Source organism: Streptomyces sp. NBC_01013, from assembly GCF_045162765.1.
In the GTDB taxonomy this organism is placed as follows: Bacteria; Actinomycetota; Actinomycetes; order Streptomycetales; family Streptomycetaceae; genus Streptomyces.
Window position 1 is genome coordinate 6303224 of record NZ_CP108687.1, and the last position, 20674, is coordinate 6323897.

The following is a 20674-nucleotide window of genomic DNA, read 5'->3' on the forward strand; positions in this document are numbered from 1 at the left end:
GCCCTCAGAACACCGGAGAACCATCCCGCGTCAGACGCCAGTCCACCGAAGCGAACTCCGCACCATCCACCGAACCCTTCGCCTGCACCCACGAAATAATCGTGTTCCGGATCTCCTCCGAATTCGCCCACAACTGCTTAGCAGCCGGCACATGCGGGAAGTTACCCCCACCACTCGCCCGGTAGTTGTTCACCGCCAGAACAAACTGCGCCGCCGGATCGATCGCCTTCCCCTCGAACGACAGACCCACGATCCGCGAACCATTCGGCTTAGCAATGTCGATGTCATACGTCAGGCCGGACACCGCATCGTAGTTGTAATCAGGAATACTGTCCGCATTCGTCAGCTTCGCCGTATCCACCGGCGCACCCGCCGCCGTCTGCACGTAATACCGCGCCGAGAACTCCAGATAATCCTTGATCTGCGCCCCCGTCAGCAACCGCGCCTCAAGCGTGTTCTCGAACGGATAAAGACCCGCCGCATCCTTGATCGTCACATTGCCCGCAGGAATCTGCGCCGTACGCGAGAAACACGACGCCTGAGACAACACCGGCAGCGCCGCATACTCGCCGCCCGCCAGCGCCGCCTTCACCGTCTCCGCCTGGACGACATTGATCAGATCAATGATCGGCTCGTCCTTCCACGCCGCCTCGGCCGTCGTCATCGCCGCAGTCGACGTACCGATCACCTGATTGACGTACGCAACCACCTTCGTGTGCTCATCCGCCAGCATCTTCGTGATCTTCGGATCCTCAGCCACCGTGTTCGAGTTCAACACCTGCGAACCGGCCCTCTCGACCACCCAGCGACCCTTCTCCCACACCAGGTCGAAGTCGAACAACGTCAACCGCTGCCCCCACTTCAACGGCTCCGACAACACGACCTTCTTGCCCGTCTCCTTGTTCTCCACGAAGTACTCGGGGACCTCCGCATGCGCATGACCCACCAGAATCGCATCGATCCCCGGAACCTGCTCCGCCACCAGACCCGCAGCATTCTCCACATACGGAATCTGATCACCGTACGAAGACGTCCCACTGCTCCCTGAATGCGCCGACACGATCACCACATCCGCACCCATCGAACGAAGCCGCGGCACATACTTCGCCGCCTGCTCCTCAAGACCCGGGAACACCATCTTCCCGCCGACATTCGCCTTGTCCCAGATCGCGATCCCCGGATTCGTCAACCCCAGGATCGCCACCTTCACGTCCCGGCCGTGCGGCGTACGCAACTTCTTGATCACATACGGGGCAAACGCCGGCCGCAACGTCTTCGCATCCAGCGCGTTCGCACCCAGCAGCGGGAAATCACACTGCTCCTCGAACTTCCGCAGCACCGGAATACCGTAATTGAACTCGTGGTTGCCCAGCGCCGCCGCGTCATACCCGATCGCGTTCATCGCCTGCGCCATCGGATGCACCGGCCCGCGCTTCGCCGTGATCGGATCGATCTTCGCGTAGTAGTACGACAACTGCGTACCCTGAATCGTGTCACCCGCATCGATCATCAGGGTGTTGTGGCGGCCCTTCTCCCGGCGCACCTGATCCACCAGCGTCGAGATCTTCGCCAGACCGACGTCGTTGTGCGCCTTGTCGTCGAACTCCTTGTCCGTGAAGTAGTCCCAGTTGAAGACGTTCCCGTGCAGGTCCGTCGTCCCCATCACGGTGAACGAGTACCGCTTCGGCGGACGCCCGTGCCCCCGGCCATGCGCCTCGGCCGGCACCGCGGTACCACCCGCGATCGCCACACCGGCACCGGCCGCGGCCGATGTGCCCAGGAACGTCCTTCGGTTCAGCGGCATCTCGTCTCCCACATCTCTGTTCTCTCCGTGCACAGTTCTGTCCGTACACAACGCGCGTAGACCCCACGCACGCGTGGACAACGCGCGTAGATAATCACCCACACACCACCCCCGGCAACACCCCCGGCAGGTTGCTGTTCGATGACCATCCACCACCCCATCCACCACCACACCCCGTTGCCACAGCGAACTCGGAGCCCACACCGCCCGATCCCACACCACCCGAACCCCCCACCGAATGCTCATCCGAGCACCCCGCCGCACAATTCAACACTTGTCAAAAACCCTTCACCCAAAGGACGTTGACCAGTCATACGCAGCCAATTAACTACCCGTAGGTAAGGTTTAGGCTCGCCCTATGCGCCGAGCCAAAATCGTTTGCACCCTGGGACCCGCCACCGACACATACGACCAGATCAAAGCCCTGGTCGACGCGGGAATGGACATCGCCCGCCTCAACCTCAGCCACGGCACCTACGCCGAACACGAAGACCGCTACCACCACGTACGCAAGGCATCCGACGAATCCGGCCGCAGCGTCGGCATCCTCGCCGACCTTCAAGGCCCGAAGATCCGCCTCGGACGCTTTCGCGAAGGCCCCGTACTCCTTGAACGCGGCGACGACTTCACCATCACCGTCGAACCCATGGAAGGCGACCGCCACACCTGCGGCACCACCTACACCGGCCTCAACGCCGACGTCACCGCCGGCGAACGCATCCTCATCGACGACGGCCGCGTCACCCTCGAAGTCACCCAAGTCGACGGCCCCCGCGTCCACACCACCGTCATCGAAGGCGGCATGGTCTCCGACCACAAAGGCCTCAACCTCCCCGGCGTCGCCGTCTCCGTACCCGCCCTCTCCGAAAAAGACATCGAAGACCTCCGCTGGGCCCTGCGCACCGGCGCCGACGTCATCGCCCTCTCCTTCGTCCGCAGCGGACGCGACATCGAAGACGTCCACCGCATCATGGACGAGGAAGGCCGCCGCCTCCCCGTCATCGCCAAGGTCGAAAAACCCCAGGCCGTCGACAACATCGACGACATCGTCGCCGCCTTCGACGGCATCATGGTCGCCCGCGGCGACCTCGGCGTCGAAATGCCCCTGGAACAGGTCCCGATCGTCCAGAAGCGCGCCATCAAACTCGCCAGGCGCAACGCCAAGCCGGTCATCGTCGCCACCCAGATGCTCGACTCGATGATCGACAACTCCCGCCCCACCCGCGCCGAAGCCTCCGACGTCGCCAACGCCGTCATCGACGGCACGGACGCCGTGATGCTCTCCGGCGAGACCAGCGTCGGCAAGTACCCCATCGAGACGGTCCGCACGATGTCCCGCATCGTGGAGGCCGCCGAGGAGGACGTCCTCGCCAAGGGCCTGCCCCCACTCACCGACCGCAACAAGCCCCGCACCCAGGGCGGTGCGGTCGCCCGGGCGGCGGCGGAGATGGGCGACTTCCTCGGCGCGAAGTTCCTGGTCGCCTTCACCCAGAGCGGCGACACGGTCAAGCGCCTCTCCCGCTACCGCTCACCCATCCCGCTCCTGGCCTTCACGCCGGACCCGGCCACCCGCTCCCAACTGAACCTCACGTGGGGCGTGGAGACGTTCCTGGGGCCGCACGTGGACTCGACCGACGCGATGATGGCACAGGTCGACGAGGAGCTCCTGAGGATCGGCCGCTGCCGGAAGGGCGACGTCGTGGTCATCACGGCCGGCTCGCCTCCGGGCGTCGCGGGCTCGACGAACCTGGTGCGCGTGCACCACATCGGCGAGGACGACAGCCCGAAGTAGGGGCTCGCTCAGTATTTCGGCCCGACGTGTGCATCCATGAGCGCTACGGACGCGCGTCGGGCTACGGAGACGTTGTACTCCTTGCCCGCGCGGGTGCAGTGCGTCCACTCGATGCCGAGCTTGTCGAGAGTGTCGGTGTAGAGCCGCCGGATGTCGTCCGAGACATTGGTGAACCAGTACCGCGGATACTCGTACCGTTTCCGCACACCGCCCACCATCCTGGTGGTCCAGTTGATGTTCCGGCAACCGTCGGAGTGGATGAGGCCGCGGACAAAGTCCCAGGGGTGGACGTCGATGATTTCCTGCTGCCATGGCTCGAGGGCGATGGAGCGGTCGTGCTTCTTGCCGGGACCGTGCTGGGGGAAGAGGCACGTCCAGTGCTTGCTGAAGGACTTGACCTCGACGCAGCCGTTTCTCTCGCGTCGGCCCGTGCGTGGCATTGGCATTACTTGGAGGATCGCCCACTCGGCTTCATCGATCAGGCCTGGGTATACCTCACCACAGAAGATCGACAGGTGATGTTGCTTCCGCTTGGAGGTGATGTGGCCGTCGCCCAGATAGAGGCCCAGCAAGTAGGCGTAGGCGCTGCGATCGAAGTCACGGCCAGTGCAGATCGGGCAGTCAGTTGGTTGCACGTATGGAATTCCGCGCCGCTTGCGGTCCTCGTGCAGCCACCACCCGATGGTTCCGCGGGGCACATTGAGGAGCTCTGCAACCGCTCGGTTTGTTCTTCCGCTCCTCAGGAGGGCAAGCGCTTCGTCACGTATCGACGGATTGTGCTGTTCCATGCACTGGAGTCTTGTGCGACTCTCGCTGGCGTGTGCCCATCAGCGGGGTGCGTTCACCAGCAAGGGTGAAGATCGCCAAAATGTGCATCGGCCTTGGAATCGAAGGAGAAGTGCCCCGAGTCGGATTCGAACCGACGCTGGATGGGTTTTGAATCCATGGCCTCTACCGCTGGGCTACCGGGGCCCCTTCGAAACGAAGGATGTGTGAGACCCTCCGTGCCTCAAACATACCGTAACTAGGTAGGCTCTTGGGAGCAGCACCCCTGTCTTGATCAAGGAGCCCCGTGACCACCCCCGAGTCGCCCCAGCCCGTCGCCGACGACGACAAGTCGCACGTCCCGCCGCTGACGACCCGCGTCGTCATCGCCGAGGACGAGGCACTCATCCGTCTCGACCTCAAAGAGATGCTCGAAGAAGAGGGGTACTCGGTCGTCGGTGAGGCCGGGGACGGGCAGCAGGCTGTCGAGCTCGCCCGGGAGCACAAGCCGGACCTGGTCATCCTCGATGTGAAGATGCCGGTCCTCGACGGCATCTCCGCCGCCGAGAAGATCGCCGAGGAGTCCATCGCGCCCGTCCTGATGCTCACCGCGTTCTCGCAGCGCGACCTCGTGGAGCGGGCCCGGGACGCGGGGGCGATGGCGTACCTGGTGAAGCCGTTCAGCAAGAGCGACGTGGTGCCGGCCATCGAGATGGCGGTGTCGCGGTTCGCGGAGCTGAAGGCGCTGGAGGGCGAGGTCGCGGACCTGTCGCAGCGGCTGGAGACGCGGAAGCTCGTGGACCGGGCGAAGAGCATCCTGCAGACGGACTACGGGCTCTCGGAGCCGGCCGCGTTCCGGTGGATCCAGAAGACGTCGATGGACCGGCGGCTGTCGATGCAGCAGCTGGCGGAGGCGTTGATCGAGGACGCCGAGGAGAAGAAGCGGGCGGCCGAGTAGGCGTACCCGACGCGTACGCGTACACGAAGAAGGCCCGCGTCCCGGAGCAGATCGTCCGGGGCGCGGGCCTTCTTCGTGTGAACGTCAGTCCTCGCCGAGGTACGCCTTGCGGACGGACTCGTCGTGGAGGAGGTCTGCTCCGGTGCCGGAGAGGACGATCTTGCCGATCTCCATGACGTGGCCCTGGTCCGCGAGGGAGAGGGCGGCCTGGGCGTTCTGCTCGACGAGCAGGATCGTGGTGCCCGAGGCCTTGAGTTCGACGATGGTCTCCATGATCTTCTGCATCATGATCGGGGAGAGGCCCATGGAGGGCTCGTCGAGCATGAGCAGTTTGGGCTGGGACATGAGGGCGCGTCCCATGGCGAGCATCTGCTGTTCGCCGCCCGAGAGGGTTCCGGCGGCCTGTTTCCGGCGTTCCCCGAGGATGGGGAAGAGGTCGTAGGCGCGCTGGATGTCCTTCTCGATGCCTGCCTTGTCGTTGCGGAGGTAGGCGCCGAGGAGGAGGTTCTCGGTGATCGTCAGCCGGGGGAAGATGTGGCGGCCTTCGGGGGAGTGGGCGAGGCCCAGGGAGACGATCTTGTGTGCGGGGATGTTGGCGAGTGGTTTGCCCTCGAAGAGGACGCGTCCGCCGATGGGCTTGAGCAGTCCGGAGAGGGTGCGCAAGGTGGTGGTTTTGCCGGCGCCGTTGGTGCCGATGAGGGTGACCACCTGGCCGGCGTCGACGGTGAAGGAGATGCCTTTGACGGCTTCGATCTTGCCGTAGGCGACGCGGAGGTCCTCGACCTCGAGCAGTGCGGTCATCGGGTGTCCTCCTCCTCGGTGGTGGTGTTCTTGGTGCTGGTGGGTGCTGAGGCTTCTGCCTCCGCCACTGCCTCCGCCGCTTCGACTTCGGCGACTTCTTCGGCGCCGGGGGCGCCTTCGAAGGGGGTGCCGAGGTAGGCGGCGATGACGCGTTCGTCGCTCTGGACGACTTCGGCGGTGCCTTCGACGAGTTTTTCGCCCTGGACGAGGCAGGCGACGCGGTCGCTGAGGTTGAAGATGAAGCGCATGTCGTGCTCGATGACGAGGACGGCGATGCCTTGGTCCCGGATGGCGAAGATGAGTTCTTCGGTGACGCGGGTTTCCTGGGGGTTCATGCCGGCGGTGGGCTCGTCCAGGAGGAGGAGTCCGGGGTCGCTGGCGAGTGCGCGGGCGATTTCCAGCTTGCGCTGGTCTCCGTAGGGGAGGTTGCGCGCGAGGTGGTCGGCCTTGTCCTGGAGGCCGATGAACTCCAGGAGTTCCATGGCGCGCTCGTGGCTGGCCTGTTCGGCTTTGGTGAAGCCGGGGAGGCGCAGGAGTGCGGACCAGAGGCCTTCTTTGGTCCTGGTGTGGCGTCCGACGAGGACGTTTTCCAGGACGGTCATGTTGGCGAAGAGTCTGATGTTCTGGAAGGTGCGGGCGATGCCTGCCTTGGTGACGAGGTGGGGCTTGGGGGGCAGGATGGTGCCTTTGTAGCTGACCTTGCCCTCGGTGGGGACGTAGAGGCCGGTGAGGCAGTTGAAGAAGGTGGTTTTGCCGGCGCCGTTGGGGCCGATGAGTCCGACGATTTCGCCCGCGTTGACGGTGAGGTCGACGTTGCGTACGGCGGTGAGGCCGCCGAAGCGCATGGTGACGCCGCTGGCGTCGAGGACGGTGGTTGCGGTTTTTGTGGTGGTGGTCATGGTGTTCACGCCCCCGCCTTGGTGATGCCGGCGTCGGCTTCTTCGGGTTGCCGTGGTTCGGGTACGACGATGGTTTCGTCGTTTTCGTGGAATTCGAGTTGTTTCCGGCGGTCGGCGACCAGGCCTTCGGGGCGGAAGCGCATCAGGAGGATGAGTGCGATGCCGAAGAGGAAGAGCTGGTAGTCCTGCATGAACTGCAGTTTGGCCGGGATGAGGTAGAGCAGTGCGGCGCCGACGAAGGGTCCGCTGAGGGTTCCCATGCCGCCGAGGATGACGGCGGCGAGGAGGAAGGCGGAGTTCGGGGGTACGGAGCCGGCGAACTGGTACTGCTCGGGTGTCACGGTGTAGTTGACGTGGGCCTGGACGGTTCCGGCGAGTCCGGCGAGTGTGGCGCCGAGGGCGAAGGCGAGGAGCTTGAGCCGGAAGGCGTTGATGCCCATGGCGGTGGCTGCGGTTTCGTCTTCGCGGATGGCGACCCAGGCGCGGCCGATGCGGGAGTCTCCGGAGCGGCGGAAGACGAGGACGACGACGGCGGTGACGACGAGCATCAGCAGGTAGTAGTTGGCCGGCCTGCTGAGGGTGAAGGGGCCGATGCCGTGGCTGAGTCCGAAGTCGAATCCGAAGAGGTCGAGGTCGGGGATGCTGGGGATGCCTTGGGAGCCGTTGGTGAGGTCGGGTCCGCTGTTGCCGTTGAGGTTGTTGACGGTGACGCGGAAGATCTCTCCGAAGCCGAGGGTGACGATGGCGAGGTAGTCGCCGCGCAGCCGCAGGGTCGGGGCGCCGATGAGGACGCCGAAGATCAGTGAGACGAGGGCTCCGGTGAGGACGGCGGCCCAGAAGGGGAACTGGACGCCGATGGCGGAGAGTGGTGCGCCGGAGACGAGGGCGGCGGTGTAGGCGCCGACGCCGAGGAAGGCGACGTAGCCGAGGTCGAGGAGGCCTGCGAGGCCGACGACGACGTTGAGGCCGAGTGCGACGGTGGCGAAGATGAGGATGTTCGCACCGATGAGGGCGTATTCCGCGGTGTCCTGGGTGAAGGGGAAGCAGAAGGCTGCGGCCAGGGCTGCGGTGAGGGTGACGTTGCGGTGTTTCGTGGTCAGCGCGGTGAGGCGGGCGATGAGTCCGGCCCGGGTGAGTGCGGTGAACGCGAAGCCTGCGGTGATGAGGAAGCCGATGAACTGTTCGGATTCTTCGGTGGGGATGTCGACGCCGAAGGTGAAGATGTACAGCGCGATGCCGAAGGCGCCGGTGATGATCAGGATTTCGGCCCAGGAGGGGAGGGCTTTGGCGCGGCCGACGGAGGATGCGGCGAGGCTGTTGCGGAAGAGTTTCCAGGCGCCGGGCCGGGGTTCGTCGGCGGGGAGTGGCTGGTCGCTGGGGAGTCCGAGTGCGGCGAGGAGGGCGATGAGTGCGCCGATGCCGCTGACCCAGGCTCCGGGTTCGAGGTTGACCACGCCGCCGAGTTCGTAGGCGATGGCGCCGATGGTGTAGCCGGTGGTGCCGAGGGTGGCGAGGGCGAGGAGGCGGACGGGGCTGTTGGTGCCGCCGGGGGTGAGCCAGCGCAGGCCTCGGATGCCGTATCCGCAGAGGGTGAAGAGGAGGGTGAGGATCGCGGCGGTGAGGGTGAGGATCTGGAGGCCGCCGGGGTAGCCGGTGACGGTGAGGTCGCCGGGGAATTCGGAGGTCCAGGTCCAGGGGAGGAAGGTGCCGGCGAGGGCGATGGCCGCGCCTGTGGCGGTGGCGATGCGGGCGAGCGGTGCGGGCAGGGGGATGAGTGCGTTCTGGGTGGTCATCCGTATCACGCCCTGTCCGCGACGCGTTCGCCGAGCAGGCCTTGTGGCCGGAGCAGCAGGACGACGATGAGGAGGACGAAGGCCCATACGTCCTTCCAGGCGCCGCCGCCGAAGAGGTCCATGCCGGGGACGTCGCTCATGTAGCCGGTGGCGAGGGATTCGGCGACGCCGAGTACGACGCCGCCGAGCATGGCGCCGTAGATGTTGCCGATGCCGCCGAGTACGGCTGCGGTGAAGGCCTTGAGGCCCATGATGAAGCCCATTTTGAAGCCGATCTGGCCGTTCTTGAGCCCGTAGGCGACGGCGGCGACGGCTGCGAACGCGGCACCGATGGCGAAGGCCATGACGATGATGCGGTCGGTGTTGATGCCCATGAGCTTGGCGGTGTCGGGGTCCTGGCTGGTGGCTTGCATGCCGCGGCCGGAGCGGGTCTTGGAGACGAAGAGCCCGAGGGCGATCATGCAGATGGGGGCGGCGATGAGGACGAAGAGGTCACCGCGCTGGATGTGGGCGCCGAGGATGTCGAACGCTTCGCCCTTGAACTGGGGGAAGGGGCGGTCCTTCGTGGCGTTGGGGTACCACTTCCAGATGGCCTGCTGGAGTGCGAGGGAGAGTCCGATCGCGGTGATCAGCGGGGCGAGCCGGGGGGCGGTGCGCAGCGGCCGGTAGGCGAAGCGTTCGGCTGCGACGCTGATGGCGACGGAGCATATGACGCCGCCGATGATCATGAGGGGGACGATTGCGAGGAGGTTGGAGCCGGCCGGCATCCAGAGGTACACGGTGAGAGCTCCGAAGCCTCCGATCATGAAGATCTCGCCGTGGGCGAAGTTGATGAGCTGGATGATTCCGTAGACCATCGTGTAACCGATCGCGATGAGTCCGTACATCGCGCCGAGGATGAGTCCGTTGGCCAGCTGTTGCGGCAGTTCGTGCACCGCAGGGCCTCCGTGGAGTGGTTCGGATATGGCACCGCGCGGGAGCGCTCGTAGCGCTCCCGCGCGGTCTGGTGTCAGTCGTTACGTGACCGGGGAGCTTGTTACGGCTTGTAGGCCTCGCTGAGCTTGGACGCCCACTTGCCGCCGTCGACCTGGTAGGCGGTCATCATGGTGTTGGTGGTGTCGCCGAACTCGTCGAAGGCGACGGGGCCGGTGACGCCTTCGAAGCTGACCTTGCTGACGGCTTCGAGGACCTTGGCGCGGGCGTCGTCGGGGAGCTTGCCGTCGTTGGCTGCGACGACGGCCTTGACGGCCTCGATGATCGCCCAGGTGGCGTCGTAGGTGCCGCCGCCGTAGGCCTCGTAGGCGTCCTTGTATCCGGCGGTCTTGTAGTCCGCGATGAACTTCTTGGCGGATTCGAGTTCCTCGACGGGCTTGCCGACGGAGGTGGCGATGTCGCCCTGGGCCTTCTTGTTGAGCTTGATGAAGTCGGCGCTGTACATGCCGTCGCCGCCCATGAGGGGGATCTGGACGCTGTCCTTGAGCTGCTGGCTCAGGGGTGCGCCGGCGGGGTACTCACCGCCGTAGTAGACGGCCTTGGCGCCGGACTTCTTGACCTTGGTGACGACGGCGTTGAAGTCGCGGTCGTCGGGGTTGACGTGGTCGGAGCCGGCGATCTTGCCGCCGAGGCCGGTGAACGTCGCCTTGAAGGAGGCTGCGAGACCGGCGCCGTAGGGCTTCTGGTCGTCGATGAGGTAGACCTGCTTGATCTTCGCGTTGTTGTACAGGTACTTCGCGGCGAAGGCGCCCTGGATCTGGTCCGTGGTGGCGGTGCGGAAGTAGGTCTTGAAGGGGCGCTTCTTGTCGCCGGTCTTCCAGTTGTCGCCCTGGGTGAGCTCGGTGCCCGTGTTGGCGGGGGAGATCTGGGTGAGGCCGGCGTCGTTGAGCGGCTTCTGCATCGACTGGGAGACGCCGGAGTTCAGCGGGCCGACGACGCCGACGACCTTTTTGTTGTCGATGAACTTGGTGGCGTTCTGCTGGCCGACGGAGGGCTGGGCCTGGTCGTCGAGGGGCTGGACCTCGAAGGTGATGCCCGGGACCGTCTTGTTCTTGTTGGCCGTTTTGGCGGCGAGGTCGGCGCTGTTCTTGATGCCGAGGCCGAGGGCGGAGAGGTCGCCGGTCAGGGGCGCGTCGACGCCGATGACGACGGTCTGGGTGCCGCTGCTGTCGCTGCTCTTCTTGTCGTCGTCGCGCGACCCGCAGGCGGTGAGTGTCAGTGCTCCTGTGGTGAGCACTGTGGTGAGGATGAGCAAAGAACGGTGTCGCACGAAAGGTCCTTTCCCTGGCGCGGCCTCCTCTGCTTGAGGTGCCGTGTCGTTCGCCGGGCCGTACTGGTTGGTACAGGGGCCGTGCTGCAGACGCGCCCGGCGGCGCGGTGACTGGCGGTGACTCTAAGGGCAGGGGCGGGGGTCGGGGATGGGGGTGGAGCAGGATGTGACTGTCTTGTTATGCCCTTGAGCAAGGCTTGAGGTGGCTGTGTGGACATGTACGGCTTTTTACCGGACGGCGAAGTGACCGCATGCTGAGAACGCGCAGCTCTGTTAAGGGGCTTGGATGGATCTTGGTGCTGTCGCGTGAAGGGGGTGTGTGAGGGCGGGGGAGGGCGCGCCTGAGTGCCCGGTGCCTGCGGGGCCGGGTTCTTTGTGTGGCGTCGGGCGGGCGCACATTGCGTGTTTGTTACGCAGTGTTACGTCCGGGGTGGTGTGGTCGACGCGGTGTGGTGGGGGCGCAGGCGGGGTGTGGCAGATGAGTGGGCCATGGAACGGGGTGGGTGGTCAAGGGCGTTGGCTGTCGGTGTTGTGCAAGTTCGGTGTGTGCGGCTGTGGTTGTGTCCGGGTATGGGACTGCCCGGCCGGATTCGGGATCCGGCCGGGCAGGGGTGGTGCGGGGTGGTGGGGGGTCAGGGGGCTTCGGGCTTGGGGAGGTCGCGCAGGAGGCAGGTGAGGCGGGCGGTGCAGACCCGCTTGTCCTGTTCGTCGGTGATGACGATCTCGTACGTGGCGGTGGTGCGGCCGCGGTGTACGGGGGTGGCGACGCCGGTGACGAGGCCGCTTCGTGCCCCTCGGTGATGGGTGCAGTTCAGGTCGACGCCGACGGCGAGCTTGGTGGTGCCGCCGTGCAGCATGGAGCCGACGGAGCCGAGGGTTTCGGCGAGGACGGCGGAGGCGCCGCCGTGGAGGAGTCCGTAGGGCTGGGTGTTGCCTTCGACGGGCATGGTGCCGACGACGCGGTCCGCGGAGGCTTCGGTGATCCGGACGCCCATGCGTTCGCCGAGGTGGCCTGCGGAGAAGAGGGCGGGGAGGTCGACGCCGAGGGTGGCGTATTCGTCGATGATCTCCTGGGGGAACTTGGGTGTGGTGTGCTCGCCCATGGGTCCGGCTCCGATCGTCTGCGGTGGCTGGTTGCTGTGTGCACGTTGTCGCGTGTGTGCACTGTTCTTATCAGACGACTGAGCGGGCGCTTAGTGCGCCCGCCCCGGGGTGTCAGCGCGCGTTCTCGAAGCGCACCACGACGGACTTGCTGGCCGGGGTGTTGCTGGTGTCGGCGGTGGAGTCCAGGGGGACCAGGACGTTGGTCTCGGGGTAGTACGCGGCGGCGCAGCCGCGGGCGGTGGGGTAGTGGACGACGCGGAAGCCGGGGGCGCGTCGTTCCGTTCCGTCCTTCCATTCGCTGACGAGGTCGGTGTAGGTGCCGTCGGGGAGGCCGAGTGCGGTGGCGTCGTCGGGGTTGACGAGGACGACGCGGCGGCCGCCCTTGATGCCGCGGTAGCGGTCGTCGAGGCCGTAGATGGTGGTGTTGTACTGGTCGTGGGAGCGCAGTGTCTGCAACAGGAGGCGGCCTTCGGGGAGTTCGGGGTACTCGACGGGTGCGGCGGTGAAGTTCGCCTTTCCGGTGGCGGTGGGGAAGCGGCGGGAGTCGCGGGGGCCGTGCGGGAGGGTGAATCCGCCGGGGTGGGCGACGCGTTGGTTGAAGTTCTCGAAGCCGGGGACGACGCGGGAGATGCGGTCGCGGATCGTCGCGTAGTCCTTCTCGAACTCCTCCCAGGGGGTGGTGGAGGCGGGTCCGAGTACGGCGCGGGCGAGGCGGGCGACGATGGCGGGTTCGGAGAGCAGGTGGGGGCTCGCGGGGGTGAGGTTGCCGCGGGAGGCGTGGACCATGCTCATGGAGTCCTCGACGGTGACGAACTGCTTGCCGCCGGCCTGGACGTCCTTGTCGGTGCGGCCCAGGGTGGGCAGGATGAGGGCGCGGGTGCCGGTGACGGCGTGGGAGCGGTTGAGCTTGGTCGAGACGTGGACGGTGAGGCGTGCGGTGCGCATCGCGGCCTCGGTGACGTCGGTGTCGGGGGAGGCGGAGACGAAGTTGCCGCCCATGGCGAAGAAGACCTTGGCGTCGCCGTCGCGCAGGGCCTGGATGGAGCGGACGACGTCGTAGCCGTGGTGCCGCGGTGAGGTGATGGAGAATTCCTTGTCGAGGGCGTCGAGGAATGCGGGTGCGGGCCGCTCGAAGATGCCCATGGTGCGGTCGCCCTGGACGTTGGAGTGGCCGCGGACGGGGCAGACTCCGGCGCCGGGCCGGCCGATGTTGCCGCGCAGCAGGAGGAAGTTGACGACTTCGCGGATGGTCGGCACCGAGTGCTTGTGCTGGGTGAGGCCCATGGCCCAGCACACGATGGTGCGCTTCGACGCGAGAACCATGGTGAGGGCCTCTTCGATGGCGCCGCGGTCGAGGCCGGTCGCGGCGAGGGTCTGTTCCCAGTCGGCTTCGGCGGCCGCGGCGGCGAAATCCTCGTAGCCGTGGGTGTGTCCGGCGACGAAGGTCTCGTCGACGGCGCCCTCGGTCTCGAGGATCATCTTGTTGAGCAGCCGGAAGAGGGCCTGGTCGCCGCCGATGCGGATCTGGAGGAACAGGTCGTTGAGCGCGGCGCCCTTGACCATGCCGAGGGGGGTCTGCGGGTTCTTGAAGCGTTCGAGTCCGGCCTCGGGCAGCGGGTTGACCGAGATGATCTTCGCCCCGGCGGACTTGGCCTTCTCCAGGGCGGAGAGCATCCGGGGGTGGTTGGTGCCGGGGTTCTGTCCGGCGACGATGATCAGGTCGGCGTGGTGCAGGTCCTCCAGGGAGACGGAGCCCTTGCCGACGCCGATGGTCTCGGTGAGTGCCGAGCCGGAGGACTCGTGGCACATGTTGGAGCAGTCGGGCAGGTTGTTGGTGCCGAATTCGCGGGCGAACAGCTGGAGGAGGAACGCGGCCTCGTTGCTGGTGCGGCCCGAGGTGTAGAAGAGCGCTTCGTCGGGGGAGGCGAGCGCGCCGAGCTCCTCGGCGATGACGGCGAAGGCGCGCTCCCAGGTCACGGCCTCGTACCGGTCGGCGCCCTCGGGCAGATACATGGGTTGCGTGATGCGTCCCTGCTGGCCGAGCCAGTAGCCGCTGCGGGTGGCGAGGTCGGCGAGCGGGTGCGCGGCGAAGAAGTCCGGGGTGACGCGGCGCAGGGTCGCTTCTTCGGCGACGGCCTTGGCGCCGTTCTCGCAGAATTCGGCGGTGTGCCGCTTGTCGCCCTCGGGCCAGGCGCAGCCGGGGCAGTCGAAGCCGTCCTTCTGGTTGACCTTGAGGAGGGTCTGCGCGGTGCGGCGGAGTCCCATCTGCTGCTGGGCGACGCGCAGGCTGTGGGCGACGGCGGGCAGCCCGGCGGCGGCGTGCTGGGCCGGTTCGACCCGGGGGGCGTCCTGGACCGGGTCTCCTGCGGGCGGCTTGGTGGCCATCGTGCTCCCCTTCGAGCCTGCTGCGGGCCCCGTGCGGTCCGCTGCGTGTGATTCCTTCTCCTCGATCCTGGCACGCGGTGCGGGCGGGCCGCCCGGCGAGCGGCCCCCGGACGGCGGCGGGCGGTCGCCGGTCCGGATTGTCAGTGGTACGTGGCAGGATCGGGGTGTGGCTGAGACGGCATCGAAGAAGACGGCAGACAACCGACCGCGCCTGCTCCTGATGGACGGGCACTCCCTGGCGTACCGGGCGTTCTTTGCGCTGCCTGCGGAGAATTTCACGACGGGGGCGGGACAGCCGACGAACGCGGTGTACGGCTTCGCGTCGATGCTCGCGAACACGTTGCGTGACGAGGCGCCGACGCATTTCGCGGTGGCGTTCGACGTGTCGCGCAAGACGTGGCGCTCGCAGGAGTTCCCCGAGTACAAGGCGAACCGTTCGAAGACGCCGGACGAGTTCAGGGGCCAGGTCGAGCTGATCGGTGAGCTGCTGGACGCGATGCACGCCGACCGTTTCGCGGTCGACGGCTTCGAGGCGGACGACGTCATCGCGACGCTGGCGACCCAGGCGGAGGCGGCCGGGTTCGAGGTGCTGATCGTCACCGGTGACCGGGACTCGTTCCAGCTGATCACGGACAATGTGACGGTGCTCTACCCGACCAAGGGCGTTTCGGAGCTGACGCGCTTCACCCCCGCGAAGGTCGAGGAGAAGTACGGGCTCACTCCGCAGCAGTACCCGGACTTCGCGGCGCTGCGCGGTGACCCGTCGGACAATCTTCCGGGCATTCCGGGAGTGGGCGAGAAGACGGCCGCGAAGTGGATCAACCAGTTCGGTTCGTTCGACGAGCTGGTGGCGCGGGCCGAGGAGGTCAAGGGGAAGGCCGGGCAGAATTTCCGCGACCACTTGGACGCGGTGCGGCTGAACCGGCGGCTGACCGAGATGGTCCGCGACGTGGAGCTGCCCAAGACCCCGTCCGACCTGGAGCGCGCTCCGTACGACCGCACGGCGGTCACCGGGGTGCTCGATGTGCTGGAGATCCGTAACCCGAGCCTGCGTGAGCGGCTGCTCGCGGTGGACCCGGGCAAGGCCGAGGACGAGGCACCTGCGCCCGCCGCGGGCATCGCGCTGGACGGTTCGGTGCTGGGCGCGGGCGAGCTCGCCCCGTGGCTGGCCGAGCACGGCGCGCAGCCGCTCGGCGTCGCCACGGTCGACACGTGGGCGCTCGGCAGCGGCACGGTCACGGAGATCGCGCTCGCCGCGGCCGGCGGGGCGGCGGCCTGGTTCGACCCGGCGCTGCTCGACGCGGCGGACGAGCAGGCGTTCGCGGCGTGGATCGCGGACGCGGACCGGCCGAAGGTCATGCACAACGCGAAGAGCGTGATGCGGGTCTTCCCGGAGCACGGCTGGCGGACCGAAGGCGTCTCGATGGACACGGCGCTCGCCGCCTACCTGGTCAAGCCGGGCCGGCGCTCCTTCGCGCTGGACGCCCTCGCCGTGGAGTACCTGGGCCGTGAGCTGGCTCCGGCCGCGTCGTCCGACGGGCAGCTGGCGTTCGGTGCGGACGACCAGGCGGAGGCCGACGCCCTGATGGCGCAGGCCCGTGCGGTCCTCGATCTCGGTGACGCGTTCACGACGCGGCTGAAGGAGGTCGGCGCGGCCGAGCTGCTGCACGACATGGAGCTGCCGACGTCGATCCTGCTGGCCCGGCTGGAGCGGCACGGCATCGCGGCGGACCGGGCCCATCTGGAGGGCATGGAGCAGCAGTTCGCGGGCGCCGTGCAGCAGGCGGTGAAGGAGGCGCACGCAGCGGTGGGCCGTGAGTTCAACCTCGGTTCGCCCAAGCAGCTCCAGGAGGTCCTGTTCGGCGAGCTGGGCCTGCCGAAGACGAAGAAGACGAAGACCGGGTTCACCACGGACGCGGACGCGCTGGCGTGGCTGGCCGCGCAGACCGAGCACGAGCTGCCGGTCATCATGCTGCGCCACCGCGAGCAGGCGAAGCTGCGGGTCACGGTCGAGGGCCTGGTCAAGACGATCGCGGCGGACGGCCGTATCCACACCACGTTCAACCAGACCGTGGCGGCGACCGGCCGGCTGTCCTCCACCGATCCCAATCTGCAGAACATCCCCGTCCGTACGGACGAGGGCCGGGCGATCCGCCGGGGCTTCGTCGTCGGCGAGGGCTTCGAGACGCTGATGACCGCGGACTACAGCCAGATCGAGCTGCGCGTGATGGCCCACCTCTCCGAGGACGCGGGCCTGATCGAGGCGTTCACATCCGGTGAGGACCTGCACACCACGGTCGCCTCGCAGGTCTTCGGCGTCGACAAGTCCGCGGTCGACCCGGAGATGCGGCGCAAGATCAAGGCCATGAGCTACGGGCTGGCGTACGGGCTGTCCGCGTTCGGTCTGTCCCAGCAGCTGAACATCGAGGCGGGCGAGGCCCGGGGCTTGATGGACACCTACTTCGAGCGGTTCGGCGGGGTGCGTGACTATCTCCACCGGGTGGTGGAGGAGGCCAGGTCCACCGGTTACACGGAGACGATCTACGGCCGCCGCCGCTACCTCCCCGACCTCAACAGCGACAACCGCCAGCGCCGCGAGACGGCCGAGCGGATGGCGCTCAACGCACCGATCCAGGGCACGGCCGCGGACATCGTCAAGGTCGCCATGCTGCACGTCGACCGGGCGCTGACCGAGGCGAAGCTGACGTCACGGATGCTGCTCCAGGTGCATGACGAAATCGTGCTGGAGATCGCCGCGGGCGAGCGGGAGCAGGTGGAGAAGATCCTGCGCCACGAGATGGCGACGGCGGTGCAGCTGCGGGCGCCGCTGGACGTGTCGGTCGGGGTGGGCCGGGACTGGGAATCCGCAGCGCACTGACGCGGGTTCCCGCCGGAAGCCGGAAGCCGGAAGCCGGAAGCCGGAAGCCGGAAGCCGGAAGCCGGAAGCCGGAAGCCGGAAGCCGGAAGCCGGAAGCAGGAAGCCGGAAGCCGCCGCGCCCACCGGGGCGCTGTGCCCTCAGTCGCCGGTCCGGGTCGTGTCCCGGGCCGGACCGGCGGCGGGGAACCCCGGTGTGCCGGTGTCCCGGCCCCGCAGCCGCATCCACGTCCCGTACAGCACGAGCCCGACCGCGAGCCCGGCGCCGGCGCCGAAGCAGGCGGTCGGGATGATGTCGAGCGGTGTGTCGATGTGTCCGAAGTAGGCGTACCAGCGCGCACAGCGGTGCACGATGCCCAGCAGTACGCACAGTCCGATGGCTGCCCCGGCCCACCACCGCGCCCGGCGGTCCAGGGCCGGTACGGACGCCGGCGCCGGCCGGGCTCCGGCACGGCGCAGCCCCGACACGGTGAACCACCCGAGCACCGCCAGCGCCAGGGCCGAACTGCCGTACTGCACCAGCTGGAACACCGGATACCCGGCCGTGTCCCGCCCGAGCACCGGTACCAGCCGGACTCCCCACCGGTCGTGGTGGGTGAAGGCGTCCCAGACGACATGCGTAGCGGCCCCGATGACGGCCGACAGCACGAACCACGCACCGTCCCGCAGGCCCCGCGGCCCCTGTTCCGGTGCGCGCCCAGGTCCGCGGACCCACGCGTGCACGCGCCCCTGCCAGGGCGTGGGCAGCAGCGCCACGAGGGGTTCGCGCAGCAGCAGCCACACCGCCACGGTCGCCGCGGTGATCAGGACATCGACGGTGAACACTCCCCACCACGCGTGGGTGACCTGCCCGAACTCCATGGCGCCGGGGATCGCGGTGTCCGCGTAGTACGTCATGTCGGGGGCGAACGAGCCGGCGACGAGAGCCGAGGCGAGGAGCGGTCCGCGGCCTGTTCCGTCGCGGCGGACCCCGGGGAGGACGGCTGCGGCGTGGCTGAGCGTGAACGGCATGGAGGAAGTATGCGGGAGGCGCCGTCACGGACTTTTCACGGACCGGACAACGTGCAGACCGGAAGGTGAGAAACCGGTAAGAAGCGGTCCGGCGGCTGTGTTGGGACGGCACAAGTTGCCGTAGGGTCGCCTGAGTCCAGGCGCAGGGGAGCGCGGACGGTCGACGAGGGGGAGGGCCCACACGTTATGGCAGCGCAATTCGGACGCCGGCTGCGCAGAGGTGCGACCACGACTGCCGTGGCCGCCGCGGCTGTGGCGGCACTCACGGCTTCGCAGGGCCCCGGCGGGTCGCCCCTGGTGGCGTCCGGCACCGGCCGACCCGCCGCGGGTTCGACGACGCCCCCGGGTGACAGCGGCGCCTCCGGCGACTCGCCCTACTTCACGGACCTGCCACCACTGAACACGCCCAACAAGCCGGGCACTTCGGTCAATCTGCCGGTGACGGGCAGCGCGGAATCGGGCATTCCGGCGTCGATCCTGGCGGCGTACACGAAAGCCCAGCAGGCCATCGCGAGCACGGACGCGGCCTGCCGGCTGCCGTGGCAGCTCCTGGCCGCGATCGGCAAGGTCGAGTCGGGTCAGGCCCGCGGCGGGCGCGTCGACGCGCAGGGCACCACGTTCTCCCCGATTCTGGGCCCGGCCCTCAACGGCCAGGGCTTCGCCCTGATCAAGGACACCGACAACGGTGCCTATGACGGGGACCGGGAGCACGACCGGGCGGTCGGCCCGATGCAGTTCATTCCGTCGACCTGGGCGACCTGGGGTCAGGACGGCAACGCCGACGGCCGCAAGGACCCCAACAACATCTACGACGCGGCGCTCGCGGCCGGGCACTACCTCTGCGCCGGCTCCCGCAACCTGTCGCTGACCGCCGACCTGGACCGGGCGGTCCTGAGCTACAACCACTCGGACGAGTACCTGCGTACCGTCCGCACCTGGTTCGAGTACTACAACCGCGGCACCCACGAGGTGCCGGACGGCACCGGCGTCCTGCCGGTCGATACGAGTACGGGAACGCACCACGACGCCGGCCCCCGCACTCCGGGCACCACCACCCCGTCGACGTCGCCGACACCCCGGCCGACGCCCACGCCGACGCCGACCCCGACTCCGACCCCGAAGCCTCCGGTGAAGCCCAGCCCCGGGCCCACGGATCCGGGCACACCGACGACGCCGCCCCCGACGCCCGACCCCACCCCGTCCCCGGTTCTGGCCGGCGTGCAGAACGCGGGTACCGGCAGGCTGACCGCCACGGCGGGCGACGCCTTCGCCGAGCCGGTCAAGGTCCTCGCCAAGAGCAACCTCGGTACTCCGCTCGCCAAGGTGTCCGTGACGTTCACCGTCGTCGGTGACACGGACGCCGTGTTCGACGGAGCGAAGAGCACCGTCACCGTCGTCACCGGGGCCGACGGCACGGCCACCGCACCGGTGTTGAGGGCCGGTGAGAAGACGGGCGGGTTCAGTGTGCGCGCGACGGCCACCGGCACGTCGCTGCCCCCTGTCACGTACCCGGCGACCGTCACCGCCCGGCAGGCCGACGCCATCGCCAGGACGGGCACCGCCGAGCTGACCGCCGTGGCCGGCCAGACGTTCGCCGACGTGACGGCCAAGGCCACGTACAAGGGCGCCGCAGCTGCCCGCGTCGCCGTCACCGCCACCATGATCACCGACGGTGACGAGCCGGTCGAGAGCGACAAGGGCCCGTACTTCACGGACGACGAAGGCGACCCGGTCCGCACGCTCGTGTTCACCACGGAGGCCGACGGCACGCTCACCCTGCCGAAGATCTACGCCGACGGCGCCGCGGGCACGTACAAGCTGCGCCTGACCACCGAGGGCGGCGCCACCGTCGTCATCGAGCTCACGGTCGAGGCCCCTGCCGCCTGACCCACGCACCCCAGGGCCGGTACCGGCCCCCGACAGCCCCTTGGCCGGACCCGGCCAAGGGGCTGTTGTACGTGTTCTCATCTCGCCCCCCGGTTGCTACGGTGCCCCAGCCCTGACGACCCATCAGTTGACTGCTCCCGGGAGGCCGACCATGCGTGCCCTAGCCGCCGCTGCCATCGGACTGGCCGTCGCCCTCGCCCTCGTGCTCACCGTCAGCGCGATCGGCGCGCCACCGGGCGGGACTTCGCCCAAACCCCTGCTGACCACCGTCCCGGGCCCCAAGAAGTAGCCGTCCGCACCGAGAAGTCACCGTCCGCACCACGGAACCCGGACGGAA

15 protein-coding genes and 1 tRNA gene are annotated in these 20674 nt (G+C 67.8%); 5 read left to right on the plus strand and 11 right to left on the minus strand.

The window, feature by feature from the left end; genetic code table 11:
* Positions 1 to 4: 4 nt before the first annotated feature.
* Entirely contained in the window at positions 5 to 1804 is a 1800-nt protein-coding gene (locus tag OG538_RS27455; RefSeq protein WP_406100330.1) for a bifunctional metallophosphatase/5'-nucleotidase, read from the minus strand.
* A gap of 358 nt (positions 1805 to 2162) precedes the next feature.
* On the opposite strand from OG538_RS27455, the gene pyk reads away from it, so the two are divergent.
* Positions 2163 to 3596, plus strand: coding sequence for a pyruvate kinase (pyk, locus tag OG538_RS27460; protein ID WP_406097983.1), 1434 nt, complete (start codon positions 2163 to 2165; stop codon positions 3594 to 3596).
* An 8-nt stretch (positions 3597 to 3604) separates the two neighbouring features.
* Here pyk and OG538_RS27465 read toward each other — a convergent pair whose 3' ends face one another.
* Positions 3605 to 4384, minus strand: coding sequence for a helix-turn-helix domain-containing protein (locus tag OG538_RS27465; RefSeq protein WP_406097985.1), 780 nt, complete (start codon positions 4382 to 4384; stop codon positions 3605 to 3607).
* 111 nt (positions 4385 to 4495) lie between these two features.
* Positions 4496 to 4568, minus strand: a tRNA-Leu gene (locus OG538_RS27470).
* Between the two features lie 100 nt (positions 4569 to 4668).
* Between OG538_RS27470 and OG538_RS27475 the strand changes: the two genes are divergently transcribed.
* A complete protein-coding gene (locus OG538_RS27475) occupies positions 4669 to 5319 on the plus strand; it encodes an ANTAR domain-containing response regulator (RefSeq protein WP_148015825.1) in 651 nt (216 codons plus the stop codon).
* 84 nt (positions 5320 to 5403) lie between these two features.
* Here OG538_RS27475 and OG538_RS27480 read toward each other — a convergent pair whose 3' ends face one another.
* The 7 genes from OG538_RS27480 to OG538_RS27510 form a co-directional block, all read right to left on the minus strand.
* Positions 5404 to 6120 (minus strand): ABC transporter ATP-binding protein, encoded by a 717-nt coding sequence (locus OG538_RS27480; protein WP_406097987.1) that lies wholly within the window; start codon positions 6118 to 6120, stop codon positions 5404 to 5406.
* The gene (locus tag OG538_RS27485) at positions 6117 to 7019 is read right to left on the minus strand and encodes an ABC transporter ATP-binding protein (protein WP_406097989.1); all 903 of its coding nucleotides are present in this window, start codon (positions 7017 to 7019) and stop codon (positions 6117 to 6119) included. Before OG538_RS27485 ends, OG538_RS27480 begins: the two co-directional genes overlap by 4 nt.
* A gap of 5 nt (positions 7020 to 7024) precedes the next feature.
* Positions 7025 to 8812 carry a branched-chain amino acid ABC transporter permease gene (locus OG538_RS27490; protein WP_406097991.1) on the minus strand — a complete coding sequence of 596 codons (1788 nt, stop codon included), beginning with the start codon at positions 8810 to 8812 and terminating at the stop codon, positions 7025 to 7027.
* 5 nt (positions 8813 to 8817) lie between these two features.
* Positions 8818 to 9747: a branched-chain amino acid ABC transporter permease gene (locus OG538_RS27495; RefSeq protein WP_406097993.1), complete on the minus strand. Its 930-nt coding sequence runs from the start codon at positions 9745 to 9747 to the stop codon at positions 8818 to 8820.
* A gap of 101 nt (positions 9748 to 9848) precedes the next feature.
* Positions 9849 to 11060: a branched-chain amino acid ABC transporter substrate-binding protein gene (locus OG538_RS27500; RefSeq protein WP_406100332.1), complete on the minus strand. Its 1212-nt coding sequence runs from the start codon at positions 11058 to 11060 to the stop codon at positions 9849 to 9851.
* Positions 11061 to 11707: 647 nt separating this feature from the next.
* Positions 11708 to 12178: a PaaI family thioesterase gene (locus tag OG538_RS27505; RefSeq protein WP_406097995.1), complete on the minus strand. Its 471-nt coding sequence runs from the start codon at positions 12176 to 12178 to the stop codon at positions 11708 to 11710.
* A 112-nt stretch (positions 12179 to 12290) separates the two neighbouring features.
* Entirely contained in the window at positions 12291 to 14564 is a 2274-nt protein-coding gene (locus OG538_RS27510; RefSeq protein ID WP_406097997.1) for an FdhF/YdeP family oxidoreductase, read from the minus strand.
* Between the two features lie 166 nt (positions 14565 to 14730).
* Between OG538_RS27510 and polA the strand changes: the two genes are divergently transcribed.
* Entirely contained in the window at positions 14731 to 17442 is a 2712-nt protein-coding gene (gene polA, locus OG538_RS27515) for a DNA polymerase I (protein WP_406097999.1), read from the plus strand.
* A gap of 138 nt (positions 17443 to 17580) precedes the next feature.
* Here the strand turns inward: polA and OG538_RS27520 are convergent, their stop codons facing one another.
* Positions 17581 to 18450 (minus strand): DUF4184 family protein, encoded by an 870-nt coding sequence (locus OG538_RS27520; RefSeq protein WP_406098000.1) that lies wholly within the window; start codon positions 18448 to 18450, stop codon positions 17581 to 17583.
* Between the two features lie 186 nt (positions 18451 to 18636).
* On the opposite strand from OG538_RS27520, the gene OG538_RS27525 reads away from it, so the two are divergent.
* Both OG538_RS27525 and OG538_RS27530 read left to right on the plus strand, forming a co-directional pair.
* The gene (locus tag OG538_RS27525) at positions 18637 to 20337 is read left to right on the plus strand and encodes a lytic transglycosylase domain-containing protein (protein ID WP_406098002.1); all 1701 of its coding nucleotides are present in this window, start codon (positions 18637 to 18639) and stop codon (positions 20335 to 20337) included.
* A gap of 151 nt (positions 20338 to 20488) precedes the next feature.
* On the plus strand, positions 20489 to 20626 hold the full coding sequence (locus OG538_RS27530) for an SPW_0924 family protein (RefSeq protein WP_406098004.1): 138 nt from the start codon (positions 20489 to 20491) through the stop codon (positions 20624 to 20626).
* Positions 20627 to 20674: the final 48 nt, after the last annotated feature.